Annotated in this window: 16 protein-coding genes; 4 read left to right on the plus strand and 12 right to left on the minus strand. The window is 49.3% G+C overall.

Features of this window, described 5'->3' with window-relative positions:
* Positions 1-104: 104 nt before the first annotated feature.
* The 7 genes from infC to VGN67_RS14615 form a co-directional block, all read right to left on the minus strand.
* Positions 105-656, minus strand: coding sequence for a translation initiation factor IF-3 (gene infC / locus VGN67_RS14585; protein WP_327487591.1), 552 nt, complete (start codon positions 654-656; stop codon positions 105-107).
* Between the two features lie 101 nt (positions 657-757).
* Complete coding sequence (thrS, locus tag VGN67_RS14590) at positions 758-2,713, minus strand: threonine--tRNA ligase (protein WP_327487592.1); 1,956 nt, start codon at positions 2,711-2,713, stop codon at positions 758-760.
* Positions 2,714-2,742: 29 nt separating this feature from the next.
* The gene (locus VGN67_RS14595; protein WP_327487593.1) at positions 2,743-3,900 is read right to left on the minus strand and encodes a tetratricopeptide repeat protein; all 1,158 of its coding nucleotides are present in this window, start codon (positions 3,898-3,900) and stop codon (positions 2,743-2,745) included.
* 127 nt (positions 3,901-4,027) lie between these two features.
* Positions 4,028-4,915, minus strand: a complete 888-nt coding sequence (locus tag VGN67_RS14600; RefSeq protein ID WP_327487594.1) for a class I SAM-dependent methyltransferase — start codon at positions 4,913-4,915, stop codon at positions 4,028-4,030.
* A 5-nt stretch (positions 4,916-4,920) separates the two neighbouring features.
* On the minus strand, positions 4,921-6,516 hold the full coding sequence (locus VGN67_RS14605; RefSeq protein WP_327487595.1) for a hypothetical protein: 1,596 nt from the start codon (positions 6,514-6,516) through the stop codon (positions 4,921-4,923).
* The gene (locus VGN67_RS14610) at positions 6,503-6,916 is read right to left on the minus strand and encodes an EVE domain-containing protein (protein WP_327487596.1); all 414 of its coding nucleotides are present in this window, start codon (positions 6,914-6,916) and stop codon (positions 6,503-6,505) included. Before VGN67_RS14610 ends, VGN67_RS14605 begins: the two co-directional genes overlap by 14 nt.
* A 75-nt stretch (positions 6,917-6,991) precedes the next feature.
* Complete coding sequence (locus VGN67_RS14615; protein ID WP_327487597.1) at positions 6,992-7,441, minus strand: DUF2452 domain-containing protein; 450 nt, start codon at positions 7,439-7,441, stop codon at positions 6,992-6,994.
* Between the two features lie 215 nt (positions 7,442-7,656).
* Here VGN67_RS14615 and VGN67_RS14620 point away from each other — a divergent pair, with 215 nt between their 5' ends.
* Both VGN67_RS14620 and VGN67_RS14625 read left to right on the plus strand, forming a co-directional pair.
* Entirely contained in the window at positions 7,657-8,733 is a 1,077-nt protein-coding gene (locus tag VGN67_RS14620; protein WP_327487598.1) for an AMP-binding protein, read from the plus strand.
* Between the two features lie 28 nt (positions 8,734-8,761).
* Positions 8,762-9,547, plus strand: coding sequence for a hypothetical protein (locus VGN67_RS14625; protein ID WP_327487599.1), 786 nt, complete (start codon positions 8,762-8,764; stop codon positions 9,545-9,547).
* On the opposite strand, the gene VGN67_RS14630 is transcribed toward VGN67_RS14625, so the two are convergent.
* A complete protein-coding gene (locus VGN67_RS14630; RefSeq protein ID WP_327487600.1) occupies positions 9,524-10,600 on the minus strand; it encodes a helix-turn-helix transcriptional regulator in 1,077 nt (358 codons plus the stop codon). The two genes, VGN67_RS14625 and VGN67_RS14630, sit on opposite strands and share 24 nt — an antisense overlap.
* 141 nt (positions 10,601-10,741) lie before the next feature.
* Here VGN67_RS14630 and VGN67_RS14635 point away from each other — a divergent pair, with 141 nt between their 5' ends.
* A complete protein-coding gene (locus tag VGN67_RS14635) occupies positions 10,742-12,172 on the plus strand; it encodes an aldehyde dehydrogenase family protein (protein ID WP_327487601.1) in 1,431 nt (476 codons plus the stop codon).
* A gap of 53 nt (positions 12,173-12,225) precedes the next feature.
* Here the strand turns inward: VGN67_RS14635 and VGN67_RS14640 are convergent, their stop codons facing one another.
* The 4 genes from VGN67_RS14640 to topA are packed head-to-tail and all read right to left on the minus strand — an operon-like array spanning position 12,226 to position 17,124.
* Complete coding sequence (locus VGN67_RS14640; protein ID WP_327487602.1) at positions 12,226-13,107, minus strand: bifunctional 5,10-methylenetetrahydrofolate dehydrogenase/5,10-methenyltetrahydrofolate cyclohydrolase; 882 nt, start codon at positions 13,105-13,107, stop codon at positions 12,226-12,228.
* A gap of 47 nt (positions 13,108-13,154) precedes the next feature.
* Positions 13,155-13,970, minus strand: a complete 816-nt coding sequence (locus VGN67_RS14645) for an aldo/keto reductase (protein WP_327487603.1) — start codon at positions 13,968-13,970, stop codon at positions 13,155-13,157.
* A gap of 28 nt (positions 13,971-13,998) precedes the next feature.
* A complete protein-coding gene (locus VGN67_RS14650; protein WP_327487604.1) occupies positions 13,999-14,694 on the minus strand; it encodes an NAD-dependent deacylase in 696 nt (231 codons plus the stop codon).
* A gap of 12 nt (positions 14,695-14,706) precedes the next feature.
* A complete protein-coding gene (gene topA, locus VGN67_RS14655) occupies positions 14,707-17,124 on the minus strand; it encodes a type I DNA topoisomerase (protein ID WP_327487605.1) in 2,418 nt (805 codons plus the stop codon).
* A gap of 307 nt (positions 17,125-17,431) precedes the next feature.
* On the opposite strand from topA, the gene VGN67_RS14660 reads away from it, so the two are divergent.
* The gene (locus tag VGN67_RS14660) at positions 17,432-19,711 is read left to right on the plus strand and encodes an aconitate hydratase (protein WP_327487606.1); all 2,280 of its coding nucleotides are present in this window, start codon (positions 17,432-17,434) and stop codon (positions 19,709-19,711) included.
* Positions 19,712-19,722: the final 11 nt, after the last annotated feature.

Genomic DNA, 19,722 nt, shown 5'->3' on the forward strand with positions numbered 1-19,722 from the left:
ATAAAACAGCGTGCAAAAGTACATATATAATCATAAAAATAAAAATCGTGCGGTAAGAGCTTTTGCTCTACCGCACGATTTGATATATCAAAAGCGGGGGGCTGCTATTTACCTTTAGGAGGTAGCGGAGCCAGGATCACCGTCATGCGTTTTCCTTCCAGTTTAGGTTCCATTTCCACTTTGCCGTAATCACCCAAAGCTTCCGAAAAACGATTCAACAAATGTTCTCCCCGTTCCTTGAACACAATGGTCCGGCCCACGAAGTGTACATACGCTTTTACTTTTGAACCTTCCTTAAGGAAGTTGATGGCATGTTTTAGTTTAAATTCAAAGTCGTGGTCATCCGTATTAGGGCCGAAACGTATCTCTTTGATAACTACCTTCTGCGCCTTGGCTTTAATCTCCTTCTGCTTTTTCTTCTGCTCATACTTGAACTTGGAGTAGTCAACTACTTTGCAAACCGGCGGTGCGGCGGTAGGAGCAATCTCAACCAGGTCAAGATTTTGGGATTCAGCAATGGCTCTTGCCTTATTAATATCAAATACGCCCTGTTCAACATTGTCTCCAACCAGACGGACCTGCTTGGCGGTGATACGTTCATTAATACGGTAAGGTTCTTCAACGACTCGAACTCGACGTGGGGGTCTTAATGCCATACTTGGGTCTTTGGTGTATAATTTATTTTAAGTGGAAAAATCAAAATTAATGGTTGATGCGCACAAAAATAATGCCTGTACGCCGGAATAATAACTAAAAATCAAAAAGTTGACAAATTATTTTTGATTTCTTTTTGAAAATAGTCGGCAAAGTCGGCGATAAGCATGGTACCTAAATCTCCTTCGTTCTTGCGACGAACGGAAACCATTCCCTCGGCGGCTTCTTTTTCACCTACAATAAGCATAAAAGGCACCTTGGTTACCTCCGCATCCCGGATTTTCCGGCCAATTTTTTCATCCCGGTGATCCACAAAACCCCGAATGTCGTGGTCCTGTAGATTAAAAAACACTTCCTCCGCGTAGTCGGCGTATTTTTCGGAAATAGGGAGTATAGCTATCTGATCGGGTGATAACCACAGAGGAAACTGCCCGGCGCTGTTTTCAATTAAAATAGCGATAAAGCGCTCCATTGACCCAAAAGGTGCCCGGTGAATCATGACCGGCCGGTACTTTTGGTTATCGGAGCCGACGTATTCCAGATTGAACCGCTGCGGTAGCTGATAGTCTACCTGAATAGTACCTAACTGCCATTTGCGCCCCAGCGCGTCGCGTACCATGAAGTCCAGTTTGGGACCGTAGAAAGCCGCTTCACCCAGTTCGGTAACGGTAGAGAGGCCACGTTCGGCCGACGCTTCAATAATGGCCTGCTCGGCTTTGTCCCAGTCTTCGTCCTTTCCAATGTACTTTTGTTTATTTTCCGGGTCACGCAGGGAAATCTGAGCGCTGTAGTCGTTAAAGCCGAGGCTGCGAAACACGTATAACACCAGGTCAATAACCCGGATAAACTCTTCTTTTACCTGATCGGGCCGACAGAAAATGTGGGCATCATCCTGAGTAAAGCCACGTACCCTGGTTAAGCCGTGCAGTTCTCCGCTTTGCTCATACCGGTATACCGTTCCAAACTCAGCCAGACGAAGCGGCAAATCGCGGTAGGAGCGGGGCTTGGTTTTATAAATTTCGCAATGGTGGGGACAGTTCATTGGCTTGAGCATGTACTCCTCGTCCGAGTCAGGGGTCCTGATGGGCTGAAAGGAGTCCTTTCCGTACTTTTCCCAGTGGCCGGAGGTTTCGTACAAGGCTTTACTTCCAATGTGCGGGGTAACTACGGGCAGGTACCCGGCTCTGAGTTGCGCCTTGCGCAGAAAACCCTCCAGACGCTCACGTAGCATGGCACCTTTGGGTAGCCATAAAGGCAGACCCTGACCAACTTTTTCCGAAAAGGCAAAAAGCTCAAGTTCCTTACCGAGTTTTCGGTGGTCGCGTTTTTTGGCCTCCTCAATCAGGGTCAGGTACTCATCCAGTTCTTTCTGTTTTGGAAACGTAATACCATATATACGCGTCAGCATTTTGTTTTCCTGGTTGTTGCGCCAGTAGGCTCCAGCCACGTTGGTCAATTTGGCGGCCTTAATAATGCTGGTGCCCGGAATATGCGGACCACGACAAAGGTCCGTAAAGTTTCCCTGGGTATAGAGGGTGATAGAACCGTCTTCCAGCCCTTCAATTAATTCAAGTTTGTACTGGTCGCCTTTTTCTGTAAAAAAGGAAACCGCATCGGCTTTACTGATTGGCTGGCGGGTATAGGTACTCTTCAGGCGGGCCAGTTCCATCATTTTGGCTTCTATTTTTGGGAAATCCTCCTGAGAAATAGTGTGCTCACCCAGATCCACGTCATAGTAAAAACCTTTTTCCAGAGAAGGGCCCGTGCCAAACTTTACGCCCGGATACAGCGCCTCAAGCGCCTCGGCGAGCAGGTGAGCCGAAGAATGCCAGAAGGCCGCTTTTCCTTCGTCGTCGTTCCAGGTAAGTAGTTTAACAGAAGCATCCAACTCAATGGGGCGGGTAGCATCCCAAACCTCGCCATTTACTTTAGTAGCCAGTACATTACGAGCCAGGCCTTCACTAATGCTCAGGGCTATTTCCAGGCCGGTAACGCCCTGTGGGTAATTACGCTCACTACCATCGGGTAGTGTTATTTTGATTTCAGATGAATCAGTCATTCAGAAGGTACTGTTTATCAAATTTACTGTTATCTAATTATTACTTTTCGGGTGGTGTCGGTACCCATATCAATTGACCTGCGCGGTTGAATAGTTCTAATCTGAACCCGGTTTGTATCCAGTATGCGGGTAGGCGCGGAAGGCTGAGCAGGTTCGCGAGCCGACGGGGTGCTGTACTGGCCCATTTCCCTTCTTTGCAAACGTACTACGCCCGCGTAGGCCAGTTGATTTTCCGGCGACTTTTCCAATTCCATTTTATAGAATTCACTAGCCCTATCGTCGTATCCCATACGCTCCAGGGTTACCCCAATGAGGTAATTTATCTGGGGGTATTCAGCCTGGTTATTCTTTACTTTCTCAAAGGCTTTCAGGGCGGCATCGTGCATTTTCCATTTCAGGTAAATCGACCCGCTCTGAAAGTACGCTTCGGTTAATTTGGGATCAAGGGCGGCGGCTTTGTTATAACTCAGCAGGGCACTGTCGGACTTATTAAGGGCATTGTAAAACTGGCCCCGCTCAAAGTGTAAAATGGCATCCTTAGGGTACCTTTTCAGGGCCAGGTTATTATAGTACAAGGCATTGTTTAAATTGCCCAGGCGGTTGTTGATAATAATATTTTGCTGGTACGCCCTGAGCAGCCGGGGGTTTAGGTCAATGGCTTGTTTAAAGCTGCCCAGGCTGGCGGTAGTATCACCAATCCGACTTTGGAGCATTCCTTTTACATAGTAGGCGGACCCATCGTAGGGGGCCATCTGCAGGGAACGGTTGAGGTAGTTCTGGGCTTCCCGAAAACGTTTTTTCTCCTGAAGAATATCCGCCATCAGAATGTATAATTCGGGACTAACCTGTTGCAGCGCTTCGGCGCGCTGGGCGTCTTGCAGGGCCGCGTCCAGGTTATTCAGTTCCCGGTTGACCTGCCCGCGTAGCAGGTAGTAATCGCCAACGTTATCTTTGTTTTCAATGGCATCATTAATATCATTGATGGCCAGATCGTACTGCTCATTTTCAAAATAAATACGCGCACGCTTGAAGTAGCTGTTATCCAGGTCAATCTTGCGCCTGATGTTATTGGTAAGGGCGTCGATGGCATCTTTCTGCCAGTTTGACTTTAATTTTTCGGATGGGGTAGGCGGTATGCGCGTAGCATTGCGGGCATCACTCTGACAGGACACCAGAAAGCCTGCCATCGAACAAACGGCAAGCAATAGGAGTGAGCTGAAAACAGACCTTCTTCCCTTCATACCCAAATAAAAACCACTGAATTAAAATAGATTACTTTGTTTCTCCTGCAAAGTTGGGGAATAAGTACGTATTTTACACGGATAGGTCCGAAAAACGGGAAAAAACTCCCAGCGGAAGCTTTTTGTCAAAAGAATCTTTTAAATAAAGCTCGCCAAACTCGTGGTTAGGTACCTGACCAAAATGCGCCCGGACAAGATTCTCAATAATCAGGGCGGAGAAACCTAGAGAATACAGATTAATAATAAAGAAGTAGTTTTCCTTTTCCAGAAGCTGAGCGCAAAGGCCCAGCATTTCGTTGATTTGCTCCTCCAGCAGCCATTTTTCACCGTCAGGTCCCCGGCCGTAGGCGGGCGGGTCCAGAATGAGACCATGGTAGCGTTTGCCCCGGCGTACTTCCCGTTTTACAAACTTCATGGCGTCTTCTACCACCCAGCGAATGTTATCCTGACCACTTAGCTCCATGTTTTCCCTTGACCAGCTGATTACCTGCTTGACGGCATCCACGTGGGTGACATCCGCTCCGGAAGCCCGGGCCGCCAGGGAAGCTCCACCGGTATAAGCAAAAAGATTAAGTACCGCTGGTTTAGGCTCACGCAGGAGCGACAGCTTTTCGGCGATGTAGTCCCAGTTGGTAGCCTGCTCGGGAAACAGACCCACGTGTTTGAAAGACGAAAGCGCCAGTTTGGTACGAAGGTGCAGCTTATGGGTACGGTACTGAAAAACCCAGCGGTCGGGCATATCGCCTTTTACTAACCACTGCCCCTTTTCCTGAGACCCTTTATCCTTTTTAAAAATAGCATTGGAACGGGTTTCCCACTCCTGCTCAGACAAAGATTTGTCCCAAACCGCCTGGGGTTCGGGACGTGTCAGTATATACGGGCCAAAGCGTTCGAGTTTTTCAAAACCGCCCGTATCCAGCAGTTCGTAGTCGGTATGTTGGGTAGGGGTAAGTAACAGCACTGGTACTAAAAGGATATTTTGCTAAGATAAAAGACATTCCGGCGACCGCGGCTCTGGGCATCCCCCGCGCTGGCGTTCACAATACGCTGTTCTCCCCAGGCCAGGTAGTAGTTGTCGTACCAGTGGTCAATATCATCGGTACTGGTGCGGCGTACTTTATCACCTTCCTGGCTGGTGGCTACCGCTACCTGCCGGTCTCCGTCTACGACGGCATCTCCTTTAATTTGCTTGCTGCGAATAGCTCCGTTGTGCGAGTAAACCAGCTGGGTACTTCCGGCCTTGGTCATCTGTACATTTATTTTTTTGCGGAGTTCCATGCTCTTTACATTATCAAAGTTGATGCTGTTGTCCCACATCAGATTCCCGTCTTTATTGATACCGGCCACAATAGCGTGGGTATACACAAAACCGTCAAAAACCTGCTGATTATAACCACCGCGCGTACCGTACAGCGGATTCCACAGCCAGGGATTGTAAAGGCCGTAACCGAAGGGAGAGCCAATCATCATGGGATTTCCCCAAAAAGAATTCATTCCGTACAGGTTGGGGCTTTGGGAGCGGTACTCCGGGTAAAATACTTCCGAAACCAGCAGGTACTGATTTTCCTTTTGGACAATGTCGTGGACAAGCAGGCGGTAGTTTAGCCGCAAATCAGAACCACTTTCTTTTTTCTTACGAATGCGGCGCTCCATTTTCTCCTGCTGCCTTTCATTCATAAAATTGAAGAAATTATCAAAATCGGTAAAGCTGTGGTACTGGGTGTACTGGACCTGTTCATCCACTATTTTGCTGATAAACAAGCCCTGAGAGGCGGCGTTATTGGCGCTCTGCATGTTCCGGTAGCCGTAGGTACCTATCAGGAGTTTTACTGAGTCGTTCAGTACCTGTAGGCGGCCGTTGAGCAGGGAGTAATCTTCTTTTGGCTCCACCATGACCTGCGAGTGCAACTGACCGGACTCATCAAAGGAGCGGGCAACAATCCTGGTTTGTTTGCCTTTTTTTACCGCAAAACTGACATTGACCAGCCTATGCGTGGTGTCTACCTCAATGGACTGAATGGCACTGGAACCCCGGATAGCCGAAGGTACTACCTTGGTTTGCAGATTAGTCAGGTTGGTATGGATAAGAACCGGTTCTTCCCGGACCATGCCGGCCATGAAAATAGAATACCCCAGCGTTTTGAAATCGGTAATCTGAAAACGGTCGAGGGTATTGATGGTAAAGGTTTCTACAAAACCAGGACCGATATTTACCTTGACAATCTGGTAAATGTTGCTTCTGAACCGGCTGAAAAGTAAAAAGACCGATTGACCGTCGTAGGTAGAGGAAACCAGGTCGAGGTTAGCTTCAATGGCCCCGTCAATTGACCACACGCGGTCCAGGCTGGTATCAAACTTCTGGACATTGTAGGTACTTCGGGTTGGTTTGGAGACAAGCAGGAGCCCTTTTTCTCCCATAGAGATGGTTTGGTAGGCTCCGCTACCCGGCGGTACTGGCAGCTCGATACGCTTGACATCCTGCGCCAGCAGGGGTTGAATAAATAAGGATAACGATAGTAACAGGAGGAATGCTGACTTCAGCATAGCATTAGTTTTGTTCATGGGCTAAACCTAAGATTACGTCAAATTCTTCGGGCCGCAGGGGAAGGACAGATAAACGGGACTGTCGGATGAGGGCCAGGTCCTGTAAGCGTTCGTCAGTTTTCATCTGGCTGAGGGGGACGGTTCGGGGCAGTCGTTCCATGGGTTCTAACTCAACTACCACCCAACGGGTGTCGTCGGTGGTGGGGTCGGGGTAATGCTCCCGGCTTACTTTGGCTACGCCTACCACTTCTTTTCCTTCGTTGCTGTGGTAAAAAAGAACCAGGTCGTCCTGCTTCATAGCCATCAGGTTATTTCGTGCCTGATAGTTCCGTACGCCATCCCAAACGGCGCGCTTTTCATTAACGAAATGTTCCCACGAATATTTGAAGGGTTCCGACTTTACAATCCAGTAGTTCATTAAAGCTAGACAGAGAGGTTATTAGAATTAATTTTGGGGTAATCAGCACTATTTACGCAAGCTATTCAATAAGTACTAGGTATGGGTTTGTACTTCATCGGTATGGTACTCTACTTCCCAGGTATGGTCGGCCAGCATATGTACCTTTGCCACAAACCTGCTGAAAGGCTTAGAGCGGCCCCATTCATTTGGACCAATCAGCGAAAGCGTGTCGGTTCCGTTCTGGCGCTCGTACAGGTAGTAGGTATGTCCAATCAGCGGTTCAAAACTCATGTGGGCCGAGTAAATACGCTCCGAGATTTCCACCCGCTTTTTAATGTGATTGGCCTGGTCGGCCAGGAGCTGCATTTGCTGGTAAATCTGCGCCATCTGAATATCCGTTTGCTGACGCATGGCCAGCACCGACCGCCCTTTTACTTTCCCCATATCGTCGGGGCGGATAACTGCTCCGCCGGCGGTATGGGCGTATTCCATTAAACCCGGATTCTGGGCAATTTTTTCATTTTCTTCTTCCTGCTCTGACATAGTACCTCCTATTGAGTGGCCGAAATTAAGGATACTTTCTCTTTCCTTCAAAAACTATTGATTAACTTTCCGGTTCGAAAAACGGCCAAAAAGAAAAATCATATCGCTTCTGACGAGATAGGGCGGGTATTTGTTGAGGTTGATAGTAAAGATTTCATTCCAATAATAGTGGTTTCAGACGGGCCTGAATATTCTGACAGGAAAAAAATTAATAAATGCAGATGCTTTGGCAAACCAACCGTAGGCAAATTGCCACGCAACCAGTACCGGAGTCGGCCTACTTTCGACTTGCTTACGATTTCGCCCAAACCTGGATAGCCAATCAGCCTGAGTACCTCCTGCATACCTCCGGCTCTACCGGGCAGCCCAAGCCCATAACCCTGGCCCGGGAACAACTCGAGAGTAGCGCCCGCCTGACGGGAAAAGCCCTGCAATTAGGAAAAGGAACCCGGGCGCTGGTAGCGCTCAATATCCGGTACATTGCCGGGGTGATGATGCTGACCAGAGGTATGGTACTTGACTGGGAGCTGACCATTATGGAGCCTTCCGCTAATCCGCTGCTGTCGGTACCGGCCGGGCAAACCTTTGATTTTGTTGCCCTGGTACCTTTACAACTTTCCGACATTCTTGAAAATAAAGAAACCCGGAGGCGGGTAGGTAGCCTGGGGAAAATATTGTTGGGAGGGGCACCCGTAAGTGTAGCCTTATGGGAGCAAATCCGACGTTTGAGCGTACCCGTTTACCAAAGCTACGGAATGACCGAAACCGTGTCGCACGTGGCCCTGCGGCAATTGAACGGCACCGGGCCCCACGAAGATTATACCCTTCTGGAAGGGGTGAACTTTGGGGTGGACCAGCGGGGTTGCCTGTATGTATCGGGCCCCATGACGCTCCACCAGACCATCCAAACCAATGATTTGGTAGAAATTACCTCCGACCGTACCTTTCGCTGGCTGGGCCGGGCCGACCAGGTAATAAACTCTGGTGGAGTGAAGATCCCATTGGAGCAGGTGGAGCGGGTAGTGGAACAGATTTTATACGGTATGGGATGTTCATTTGAATTTTTTTGCTGGCACGAACCTGATGAAAAGCTGGGGCAAAAACTGATTATGGTAGTGAAGAATCGGGATGTATATTTTCCAGGTGAAAAAGTACTAAGTGAAATCCGGCAACGGGAGTCGGCGTATCTGGCCCCCCGGCGCATTTACTTCGTTGATGAATTCCTGAAAACTCCCACCGATAAAGTAGATAAGAGGCGAACTGTTGACCTGCTCAGGCAGCTTGAGGAATAACACCAAACATACACAACTACACGATTGCATGAAAACAGAAGATCTGCGATACGATGAGGTACTTATCAAGTACCAGACCGCTCCCGTAGTGCCCGCACCTTATTCTTACTACTATACCATGCGCCTGACACCCGCGGAGTCGGAAAGTATTAACGTACAATTTGATATGGTATACCTGGACCGCGACGAACTGGATGAGGATGAGATCATAGGGGAAGGATTTTCCCTGAATGATGATTTCTCATGGCAGGGAAATTTGCCCCATATTTGGGTGGCAGAGTTGAATTCCACCCTTACCTATAGTCAATACGTAGAGGAGGCCGAGGAAAATGAACTGGAGGAATTTATTGAAGTTCAGTGGAGCCAGGAAGGGGAAACGGAAAAAGGCAGCCCGGTGGACAAAGAAAGCTGGTCCTACTTTCTCCAGGAACTCATGCAGGCTATTTTTGAAGCTTCGGGCCGGGAAAAAACCTTTGAAATGGAATACCTGCGGATAGAAAAAGGGGAAGAAACCTGGATGGGCTTCAATGCCTCTTTTATTACCAAGACCTTCACCATTAATAACAATAAAAATACCACACAGCAGTTGGACTGGGAACAGTTGGAAGAGGTAATGGGTACCGTATTCAAAGCCGAATTTGTCGCCGACGAGGCAATGGAAAATCGTCCTTCGGAACCAGGTACCTATCTTTCGGTGGGAGACGGCCTCTGGTACCAATTGGGCGCTTCCGTTCTGAATCCAACGCCCAAAAGCAAGGTACTTCCCCAAATCGAAAACCTGTTTGAGCGGTTAGAACGATGGGTTGCGGTCTAGTTCGTGGCGCAGCTCCTCTACCAGTTCCCGTACCCGGTCAATAGAAAGGCTTGGCTCGGGTAATTGCAGACTTACAAACGCTTTCACTTCCCAGACTTCCAGTACCTCCTTAATGGAGACTTCGGTGCTGGAAACACTGGCTATATCGGAACTTAGCAGTACTATCCCTTTGATTTTTACCTGATTATAAGCCCGGCGGTAAACTATGCCCTGGTTTCTGAGTACAAATATGTAATTGGCTCCATCCTTGATGTCGTACCAGTTCCTTATATAAGTACCTACCAGTAAAGCCCCCGGAAAGGCAAAGTCCTCGCCCGCCTCAAAGGCCCGGTAGTTGCCCGAAGGCAGGTTCGGGAGCTGAAACTGAGGCAGCCGGGTCAGGAAAGTACTGTTCTGGTAGTTGGTGAGGTAGTCGGTAGTCTGGCTATTCCTGACCAGCTGAATGGATTGTTGGCTGAACAGGTGCTCTTCCGGCCGGGAGGTTCCATTTGCCGACGTTCCCCCGTCATACTGGCTGTTAAACCGGGGGGGAAGGTACGACGCCTGAACCGAAGGGGCAGGCTCCTGACTATTTTTTGCAACACCATGATGAAGACCACCTTGCTGGGCAACACTTTGCTGAGCCACACTATGTGGGGGCGTTCCCGGCTGAAAGGTACCCCGCTGATGCACGGGTTTTAAGGTTATCTGGCGGGAAACCATCCGGAGGGTGGGTCGGGGGCGCTGGTACTTGTCAATAATGGCCGCCAGAGGTTGGGGTGGGGTGGGATCAGCCATGAGCGGTGGCGGAGGATTCTGCCCGACAGCACCATTCATCGGTAACCCCAGGTTGGGAGTTTCCCTTATTTTACGCAGGTCATTCTTAAGGAGTTGGTCCACCGAAATACCAAAGGCCTGCGCCATGTTTTTCAGGTTGGTCAGGTTTGGATTGGCGCGGGCTTCCTCATAAGCGCCCAACAAGGAACGTTTAATTCCTATTTTCCGGGCAAATTGCTCCTGGGTCAGGCCGTTCAGGCGGCGAAGGTACTTGATGTTGTTACTTACAATACTCATGGGCCGTGCTTGTCAGGACAAGGTACTCTTTTTTGACAAAATATTTAGTAAAAGCTGAATTCTGCAAATCATTACCCTTTTTTTGAGGTAATTGTTGACTGATTGGTTAACTTGGGAAAACAGATAATACCTGAACTGATCATGAATATACCTTTAACCGAGGAGGCAATACAGCAGGAAGCCCGCCTGCTTTTTGAAAAACAACGAAGATTTGCCCCCGCCATGGCGCAGACCACGGTCAAAGAGCGGATTGAACGGCTGAAGCGGCTGCTGAACTACCTGACCAGCCACCTGGAAGAAGCCCAGGAAGCAACCTATAAGGATTTTAAAAAGCCCGCCGCTGAAACCTTGCTGGGTGAAATGTACGTGCTGACCAGTGAAATAAAGTACACCATCAAGCACCTGCGGCGGTGGATGAGGCCCCAGAAAGTAGCTACGCCCCTGAGTGCATTGGGGACTTCGGCCTATATTCAATACGAGGCCAAAGGAAATGCCTTGATTATTTCACCCTGGAACTACCCCATCAATCTGGCTCTGAAGCCACTTATTTCGGCCCTGGCTGCCGGTTGCGTTGCCATTATTAAGCCTTCCGAACTGACGCCCCATTCATCTGCCTACGTGCGAAAAGTAGTGGAGGCGGTATTTTCTGCCGAGGAGGTGGCCGTGATGGAAGGTGGGGTTGAGGTGTCTCAGGCGCTGCTGGCGCTGCCGTTTAACCATATTTTCTTTACGGGTAGCCCCGCCGTGGGAAAGATTGTCATGAAAGCAGCCGCCGAACACCTGGCCTCGGTTACGCTCGAATTGGGTGGTAAATCTCCTTCCATCGTGGATGAAACCGCCGATGTAGCTACCACGGCGCAGAAAATAGCCTGGGCCAAATTCCTGAACAACGGCCAGACCTGTATCGCCCCCGATTACGTACTGGTACATAGCTCCGTACGTAGCAAATTCCTGGATGAATTTACCAAGGCGGTTACCACCATGTACCGCCCCGAAGGAAAAGAGGCCGAGGCATCCGAAAGCTACGCCCGCATAGTTAACAACCGCCATTTCGACCGCTTAAAATCCTACCTGGACGATGCGGTAGAGCAGGGGGCGGTGGTAGAGTTAGGGGGCAAGACCAATCCGGCTGATAATTTTATTGAACCTACGGTACTTTCCGGAGTAAATGATTCCATGAAGGTTATGCAGGAGGAGATCTTCGGACCCATATTACCCGTTATGGAGTACGAAAAATTGCCGGATGCGGTAGCCTACGTAAACCAACACGAAAAGCCACTGGCCCTGTATGTCCATAGCTCAAGCGTCGCTAATGCCAACTACGTCCTATCCAATACCAGCGCGGGAAATGCACTCGTAAATGACCTGCTTATCCATTTTGGAAACCACGAAATTCCTTTTGGTGGAGTTAACAACAGTGGTATTGGGAAGTCGAATGGCTTTTTTGGGTTTCAGGAGTTTTCCAACGCCAAAGGAATTATGAAACGAAAGTTTGGTACCACCAAATTCCTGTATCCACCCTACACGGACAAGATAAAAAAGCTGCTGAATTTTATGGTGAAGTATATGTAAAGTAAAAAAGGACCGATACCGGTCCTTTTTTACTTTCTAATTGTTCAGTAGCGTTATTTATAAATCTCCTTCCGGGCGGCCATCAGCGTATTGGTAAGTAGTCCGCAAATGGTCATTAGTCCCACGCCGCCGGGTACCGGGGTAATGTGGCTGGCTTTGGGAGCTACATCGTTAAAGTTTACGTCTCCTCTAATGGCGAATCCGCTTTTCTTGCTGGCGTCAGGTACCCTGCTTATTCCCACGTCAATAACTACGGCCCCTTCTTTTACGTAATCGGCCGTTACGAATTCGGGCCTGCCCAAAGCTACAATCAGAATATCGGCCGCCTGGCAGATTTCTATGAGGTTGTGGGTTTTGCTGTGGCAGATGGTAACGGTACAGTTGCCGGGGTAGGTGTTGCGTTGCATCAAAATACTCATGGGTAAGCCCACAATCTGGCTGCGACCTATGACCACGCAATGCTTCCCCACAGTGTCTATTTCAGCTCTTTTTAGCATTTCCAGAATACCGAAGGGGGTCGCCGACAGGTAAGCCGGAAGCCCCTTGCACATACGCCCTACGTTAATGGGGTGAAAACCATCCACATCTTTGGACGGATGAACCGCTTCCATGACGGTATTTTCGGAAATATGTTTGGGCAACGGCAGCTGTACAATAAATCCATCCACATCCGGATCGGTGTTTAACTGTTCTACGGCCCCTAGTAGTTCGGCTTCGGTTACGTCCGAATCAAATCGAAGCAGGGTAGAGGTAAAGCCAATTTCTTCGCAGCTCCTGATTTTGGAAGCCACGTAGGTTTCGCTGGCGCCGTCGTTCCCCACCAGAATGGCCGCCAGGTGGGGCTTCTTGCCTCCCCGCGACATCCAGTAGTCTACTTCAGTTTTTATTTCGGCCTTAATTTGGGAGGAAATCAGTTTTCCGTCAAGGAGTTGCATGCGTATTTGTCAATTAGGAATTGAATGAATTGTTCAAAAAGAGGAATCTAAACATACGTCATCGGGTCGTCAGCTACCCGGGTACCATCGTGCAGCTGGTTCAAGGCATCCATTTCCATGGGACTCAATTCAAAGTCCCATACGTCGAAGTTTGCTTTAATTCGCTCGGGGTTCACTGACTTGGGGATCGTTATTACATTATGCTGCATGGACCACCGGATAAGTACCTGGTAGGTTGACTTCCGGTGTTTTTTGGCTATTTCAACCAGTACCGGATGCCTGGCTTTTTCGCCGCGTACCAGGGGCGCGTACCCTTCCGGCTGAATGCTATGATCAATACAGTAGTTAACTACTTCGGGCACGTACATAAACGGACTAAACTCAAACTGGTTGACAGCTGGTACTACCGTGGCATACTCAAACAGTTCTTTCAGGTGCATTTCGTAGTAGTTGGATACGCCAATAGCCCGGACCCGTTTTTCCGCGTAGAGTGTTTCCAGCGCCTGCCAGGTTTCCTTAAGTTGATGACGAACAGGCCAGTGGATCAGGTACAGGTCAATGTAGTCGGTTTGCAACCTTTTGAGGCTATTTTCGTAAGCCCGGAGCGTTTGGTCATAGCCCTGCTCGTCACGCCATACTTTGGAGGTAATAAACACCTCTTCCCGGGCCAGACCACTATCTTTGAATCCCTGACCTACCTCCTCCTCATTCTGGTAAATACTGGCAGTATCCAGAAGCCGGTACCCGACCTCCAGGGCGTACGAAACCGCGTGTCTGACTTCGTTTTTTTCGCCCGGAGCATAGATCCCCAGGCCCAGAATCGGCATTTTAACACCGTTATTTAATATAACATTGGGTTGCATGGTGGTGTAGTGTGTTGATAATCAATGTTTACTGGAACAGGTACTCCCTGAGCCGGGCAGCACCGACCGTGGCTTTTTCCTTTATAAAAGTCATGTTAGAACTAAGCGAAACGTCGGGCATGGTCGGATCAATGAGGTAAATAGGTACCCCTTTGCGAACGTAATATAGTAAACCGGCCGCCGGATACACCGCCAGGGAAGTACCTATTACGACAAAAATATCCGCCTGTTCGGTAATCGCCACGGCGGCTTCCATCATAGGTACTTCTTCCCCAAACCAGACAATATGCGGCCGGAGCTGACTGCCCAATTCACACACATCACCAGGGTTAAGTTCGGTGCCTTCCAGGTTATAAACTAGTTCCGGATTTTTAGTACTTCTTACCTTGAATAATTCGCCGTGCAGGTGAAGTACCTTCGTTGAGCCCGCCTGTTCGTGCAGGTCATCCACATTCTGGGTTATGATGGTGACATCAAAGTCTTTTTCCAGTTCAACCAGAATGGCGTGAGCGGCATTTGGCTTTACAGATCGGGCCTGCCGCCGCCGCTGGTTGTAGAAGTCAAGTACCAAGGTAGAGTTTCGTCGCCAGGCTTCGGGGGTAGCCACGTCTTCAATCCGGTGGTTTTCCCACAGGCCACCACTATCCCGAAAGGTACTGATACCACTTTCGGCACTGATACCAGCTCCCGACAACACGACCAGTTTTTTTCTGGATTCCCCCATAGCCAGCCTGTTCTACTTTGACTTTTTTGTGGCGGTCTTGCGTCCTCCCTTTGGTTTGGCCGCGGGCTTCTCGTCGGTACCTTCGGCCAGCTTAAGCACATCTTCGTAGGTGAGCGAAGAGGGCTCCGTACCCCGGGGTATTTTAATATTCCGCTTTCCAAAGGAGATGTAAGGGCCGTACTTGCCGTTAAGTACCTTGGCGTTGGGGTTTTCGTCGTACTCCCGGATTATACGGTTGCTTTCCTGCTTCCGCTTTTCCAGGATTATCTCAATCAGTCGCTCCTCAGTAACAGACATTGGGTCATCCGTTGGAGCCAGGGAATAAAACTTATCGTCGTGCTTGACGTAAGGACCGTACTTGCCAATGTTAACCACCAGGGCTTTGTCTTCGTAAAATCCAACCTCCCGGGGCAGCCTGAAAAGCTCCATAGCTTCATTAAAGCTAATGGTTTCCATCAATTGGCCCTTCTGCAGACTGGCAAACTTGGGTTTTTCTTCGTCTTCCACGTCTCCAATCTGGACGTAAGGACCATACTTACCCACCCGCACCGACACTTTTTTACCCGAGTTGGGATCTTCGCCCAGGTCCCGGGTCGTCAGGCTCCGGTCTATTTTCTCTCCTTCCGCTTCGGCTACTTTTTTGTGGAAACCCTGGTAGAAGTTGTCGATCATTCGCTGCCAGGCAACTTTGCCCTCGGCAATATTATCAAAGTCTTTTTCGACGTTGGCCGTAAAGGAAAAATCAACGATGTCCTGGAAATGATTGACCAGAAAATCGTTAACGATCATGCCCGCACTGGTCGGGAACAGTTTCGATTTTTCGGTTCCAAAGGTTTCCTTATTGACTTTGCCTTTAATCTGATTCGCCTGAAGGGTAAATTCCTTGAACTCCCTTTCCAGCCCGGCCCGGTCTTCCTTGACCACGTAGCCACGCCGAAGTATAGTGGAAATGGTAGGGGCGTAGGTTGAAGGACGGCCAATTCCCATTTCTTCGAGTTTCTTTACCAGGCTCGCCTCGGTGTAGCGCGGCGGGTTACGGGTAAAACGTTCGGTAGCCTTCATATCCGAAAGCGCCAGCTTTTGTCCTATGTTCAGCGGGGGCAGCATTCCTTTCTGTTCCTCGTCCGTATCCTCATCGCTGGATTCCAGGTACACCGCCAGAAAACCTTCAAACTTAATGACTTCCCCCTGCGCTACCAGTTCTTCTTTTATAGATGAAATTTCAGTTAAAAAACTGGGATCATTTAATAAACTGGGATCATCAAGAATCCGAACTTCTTTCGATGGCATAATACCAATGGTAGCCGTGGTACGTTCCAGTTGTGCATCGGCCATTTGGGAGGCAATGGCTCGTTTCCATATCAGTTCATACAACCGTTGCTCATTCCTATCCTTACTGGCCAGCAGGGTCGAAAAATCAGTTGGGCGAATGGCTTCGTGCGCCTCCTGGGCCGACTCCGACTTGGTTTTGTAGGTTCTGGGTTGGTGAAATTTAGAACCATATTCATTCGTAATCTGGTCCTTGGCTTTCCCCATAGCTTCCTCCGACAAGTTGGTGGAGTCGGTACGCATATAGGAAATTTTTCCAGCCTCGTATAGCTTCTGGGCAATAGTCATAGTCTGCGAAACCGAAAAACTCAGTTTACGGGATGCTTCCTGCTGAAGCGTAGACGTTGTAAATGGCGGTGCCGGGGACTTTTTAGCGGGCTTAGTTTCCAGGTTACTAATGGTGAAGTTCGCCTGAATGCACTTTTCAAGAAAAGCATAAGCTTCCGCTTCGGTGGGGAAGTTTTTGGGAAGTTCAGCGTTAAGTACCTTACCATTTCCCAAATCAAAACGGGCCGTAACTTTGAAGCTTCCTTTGGTTTGAAATGCCTCAATCTCCCGCTCCCGGTCGACAATTACCCGCACGGCCACGGACTGTACCCTTCCGGCCGACAGGGATGATTTGCCAATGCGGATTTTTTTCCAGAGTACCGGCGAAAGTTCATACCCCACCAGCCGGTCCAGAATACGCCGGGCCTGTTGGGCATTGACTAGGTCAATATCAATCAGTCGGGGTTTTTGAATGGCGTTCTGGAGGGCCGCCTTGGTAATCTCCCGGAATACAATCCGTTTGGTGTTGTCCGGTAGGCCCAGTGCCTCTTTCAGGTGCCAGGAAATAGCCTCCCCCTCGCGGTCGTCGTCCGTCGCTAACCAAACTTCTTCCGCTTCCTTTGCTAATTTCTTTAACTCATTTATTACTTTCACCTTATCCGAAGATACCTCGTACACGGGCTGAAATCCATTCTCTACGTCCACACCCATATCATGTTCAGGAAGGTCCCGAACGTGCCCGAAGCTTGATTTAACGGTAAAATCAGAACCTAAATAACTCTCTATGGTCTTGGCCTTGGCCGGTGACTCTACGATCACCAGATTTTTTGACATAATGAATTTATTTAATAATAATGGCGCATTGAATGCTCAAATATAGGGTAGAAACTTACAAATCTTAAACTGCCGCTATAAATGGATTGTTACATCTGTAGTAACGGAAGGCTCTTATCCAATGGTTCTTCTTCGAAGATTATTTTATTAATTGGAGAAACATTGACAATTTATTTAGAAGAAATTTGAAATAAATCAAGAGCCATTCGATAAAATATTGGAAAATAACCGGGGCAAGCCGGTAACCTACGGGGATTTTTGTAATTTTAGGCGTCTTTTCTATTAAAGTAATCTGTTCACAATAATTATGGCATTTGACATTGACATGATCAAGGGCGTATATGCCCGGATGGGGGAACGAATCGAGTCTGCCCGTACCGCGGTAGGCCGTCCCTTAACACTCGTTGAAAAAATCTTATACTCGCACTTGTGGGAGGGCAACCCTTCGCAGGTGTACGAACGTGGTAAATCATACGTTGACTTTGCTCCTGACCGCGTAGCGATGCAGGATGCAACCGCCCAGATGGCGCTTTTGCAATTTATGCAGGCGGGGCGTCCGCAGGTAGCGGTGCCCTCGACGGTACACTGCGATCACCTGATCCTGGCCGAAAACGGGGCTGAGAAGGACCTGGTAGACGCTAACAATAAAAACAGAGAAGTTTACGATTTTCTGGCTTCGGTATCCAATAAATATGGGATTGGGTTCTGGAAGCCCGGTGCTGGTATTATTCACCAGGTAGTGTTGGAAAACTACGCTTTCCCCGGCGGAATGATGATCGGTACTGACTCCCACACCCCCAATGCCGGTGGACTGGGCATGGTGGCCATTGGAGTAGGTGGTGCCGACGCCAGCGACGTCATGTCCGGGCTGGCGTGGGAACTGAAAATGCCCCGACTGATTGGTATAAAATTAACTGGTACCCTCAGTGGATGGGCCTCCGCCAAAGATGTAATCCTTTGGGTAGCTGGTCAATTGACAGTAAAAGGTGGTACTGGCTATATACTTGAGTACTTCGGGCCGGGCGCTGAAAGCCTGTCGGCTACCGGTAAAGGTACCATCTGTAACATGGGTGCCGAAGTAGGTGCAACTACTTCCATTTTTGCCTATGACGAAAAAATGGGCTCGTACCTGCGGGCTACCGAACGTGCCGACATTGCCGATGCAGCCGACGCTGTTAAGCAACACCTGCGTTCTGACGACGCAGTATATGCTGATCCGGCTACTTACTTTGACCAGGTACTTGAACTGGACCTTTCTACGCTGGAACCTTATATCAACGGACCTTTTACCCCGGATCTGGCATGGCCGCTTTCCAAATTCGCTCAGGCGATTAAAGAAAACGAATGGCCCGAGCGGCTGGAAGTTGGACTGATCGGATCATGTACCAACTCTTCCTACGAAGACATGACCCGTTCGGCATCGGTAGCGGCGCAGGCCACTACCAAGCATTTGAAAACCAGGTCGGAGTTTACTATTACACCCGGTTCTGAGCTGGTGCGCTTTACCGCTGAGCGGGATGGTATTCTGGATACTTTTGAGAAAATTGGTGGAGTGGTACTGGCCAACGCCTGCGGACCTTGTATTGGTCAGTGGGCCCGCCATATGGATGACCCTTCGCGCAAGAACTCCATTATAACTTCCTTTAACCGAAACTTTGCCAAGCGGAACGACGGTAATGCCAGCACCCACGCATTTGTAGCTTCGCCCGAAATCGTTACGGCATTTGCTATTGCGGGTGACCTTACATTCAACCCCATGACCGACACCCTTACCAACGAGGACGGACAGCAGGTAATGCTGGATGAGCCCCAAGGAATAGAATTACCGATCCGAGGCTTCGATGTGGAAGATGCCGGTTACCAGGCACCCGCCGAAGACGGTAGTCAGGTACAAGTACTGGTAAGCCCTACCTCGGACCGTCTGCAGCTGCTTGATCCCTTTAAAGAGTGGGAAGGTACCGACATTACCGGCCTGAAGCTGTTGATTAAAGCCAAAGGTAAGTGTACTACCGACCATATATCGATGGCTGGTCCCTGGCTGAAGTACCGTGGTCACCTCGACAACATTTCGAACAACCTGCTTATAGGAGCCATCAACGCTTTCAACGATAAGGCCAATAGTGTAAAAAATCAACTGACCGGTGAGTACGGCGAAGTACCTGCTACCCAGCGGGTGTACAAAGCCGCCGGTATAGGTTCTATTGTGGTGGGTGATGAGAACTACGGAGAAGGTTCGTCGCGCGAGCACGCAGCTATGGAGCCACGCCACCTCGGGGTTCGGGCCATACTGGTGAAGTCCTTTGCCCGTATCCACGAAACTAACCTCAAGAAGCAGGGAATGCTGGGGTTAACTTTTGCCAACCCGAACGATTACGATAAAATTCATGAGGATGATACGATCGATATCGTTGGATTGCAGAGCTTTGCACCCAACCAGCCGCTTGGAGTGGTACTGCACCATGCCGATGGTACTACCGAGGAGATTCAGGTAAACCATACCTACAACGAGCAGCAAATCGAGTGGTTCAAAGCCGGGTCAGCGCTGAACATCATTCGCAAGCAGGTAGACGCTGGCAAGATCAGCTAAGTACTGCCGCA

Origin of the sequence: Telluribacter sp., assembly GCF_035998675.1 — a bacterium.
Lineage (GTDB): Bacteria > Bacteroidota > Bacteroidia > Cytophagales > Spirosomataceae > Telluribacter.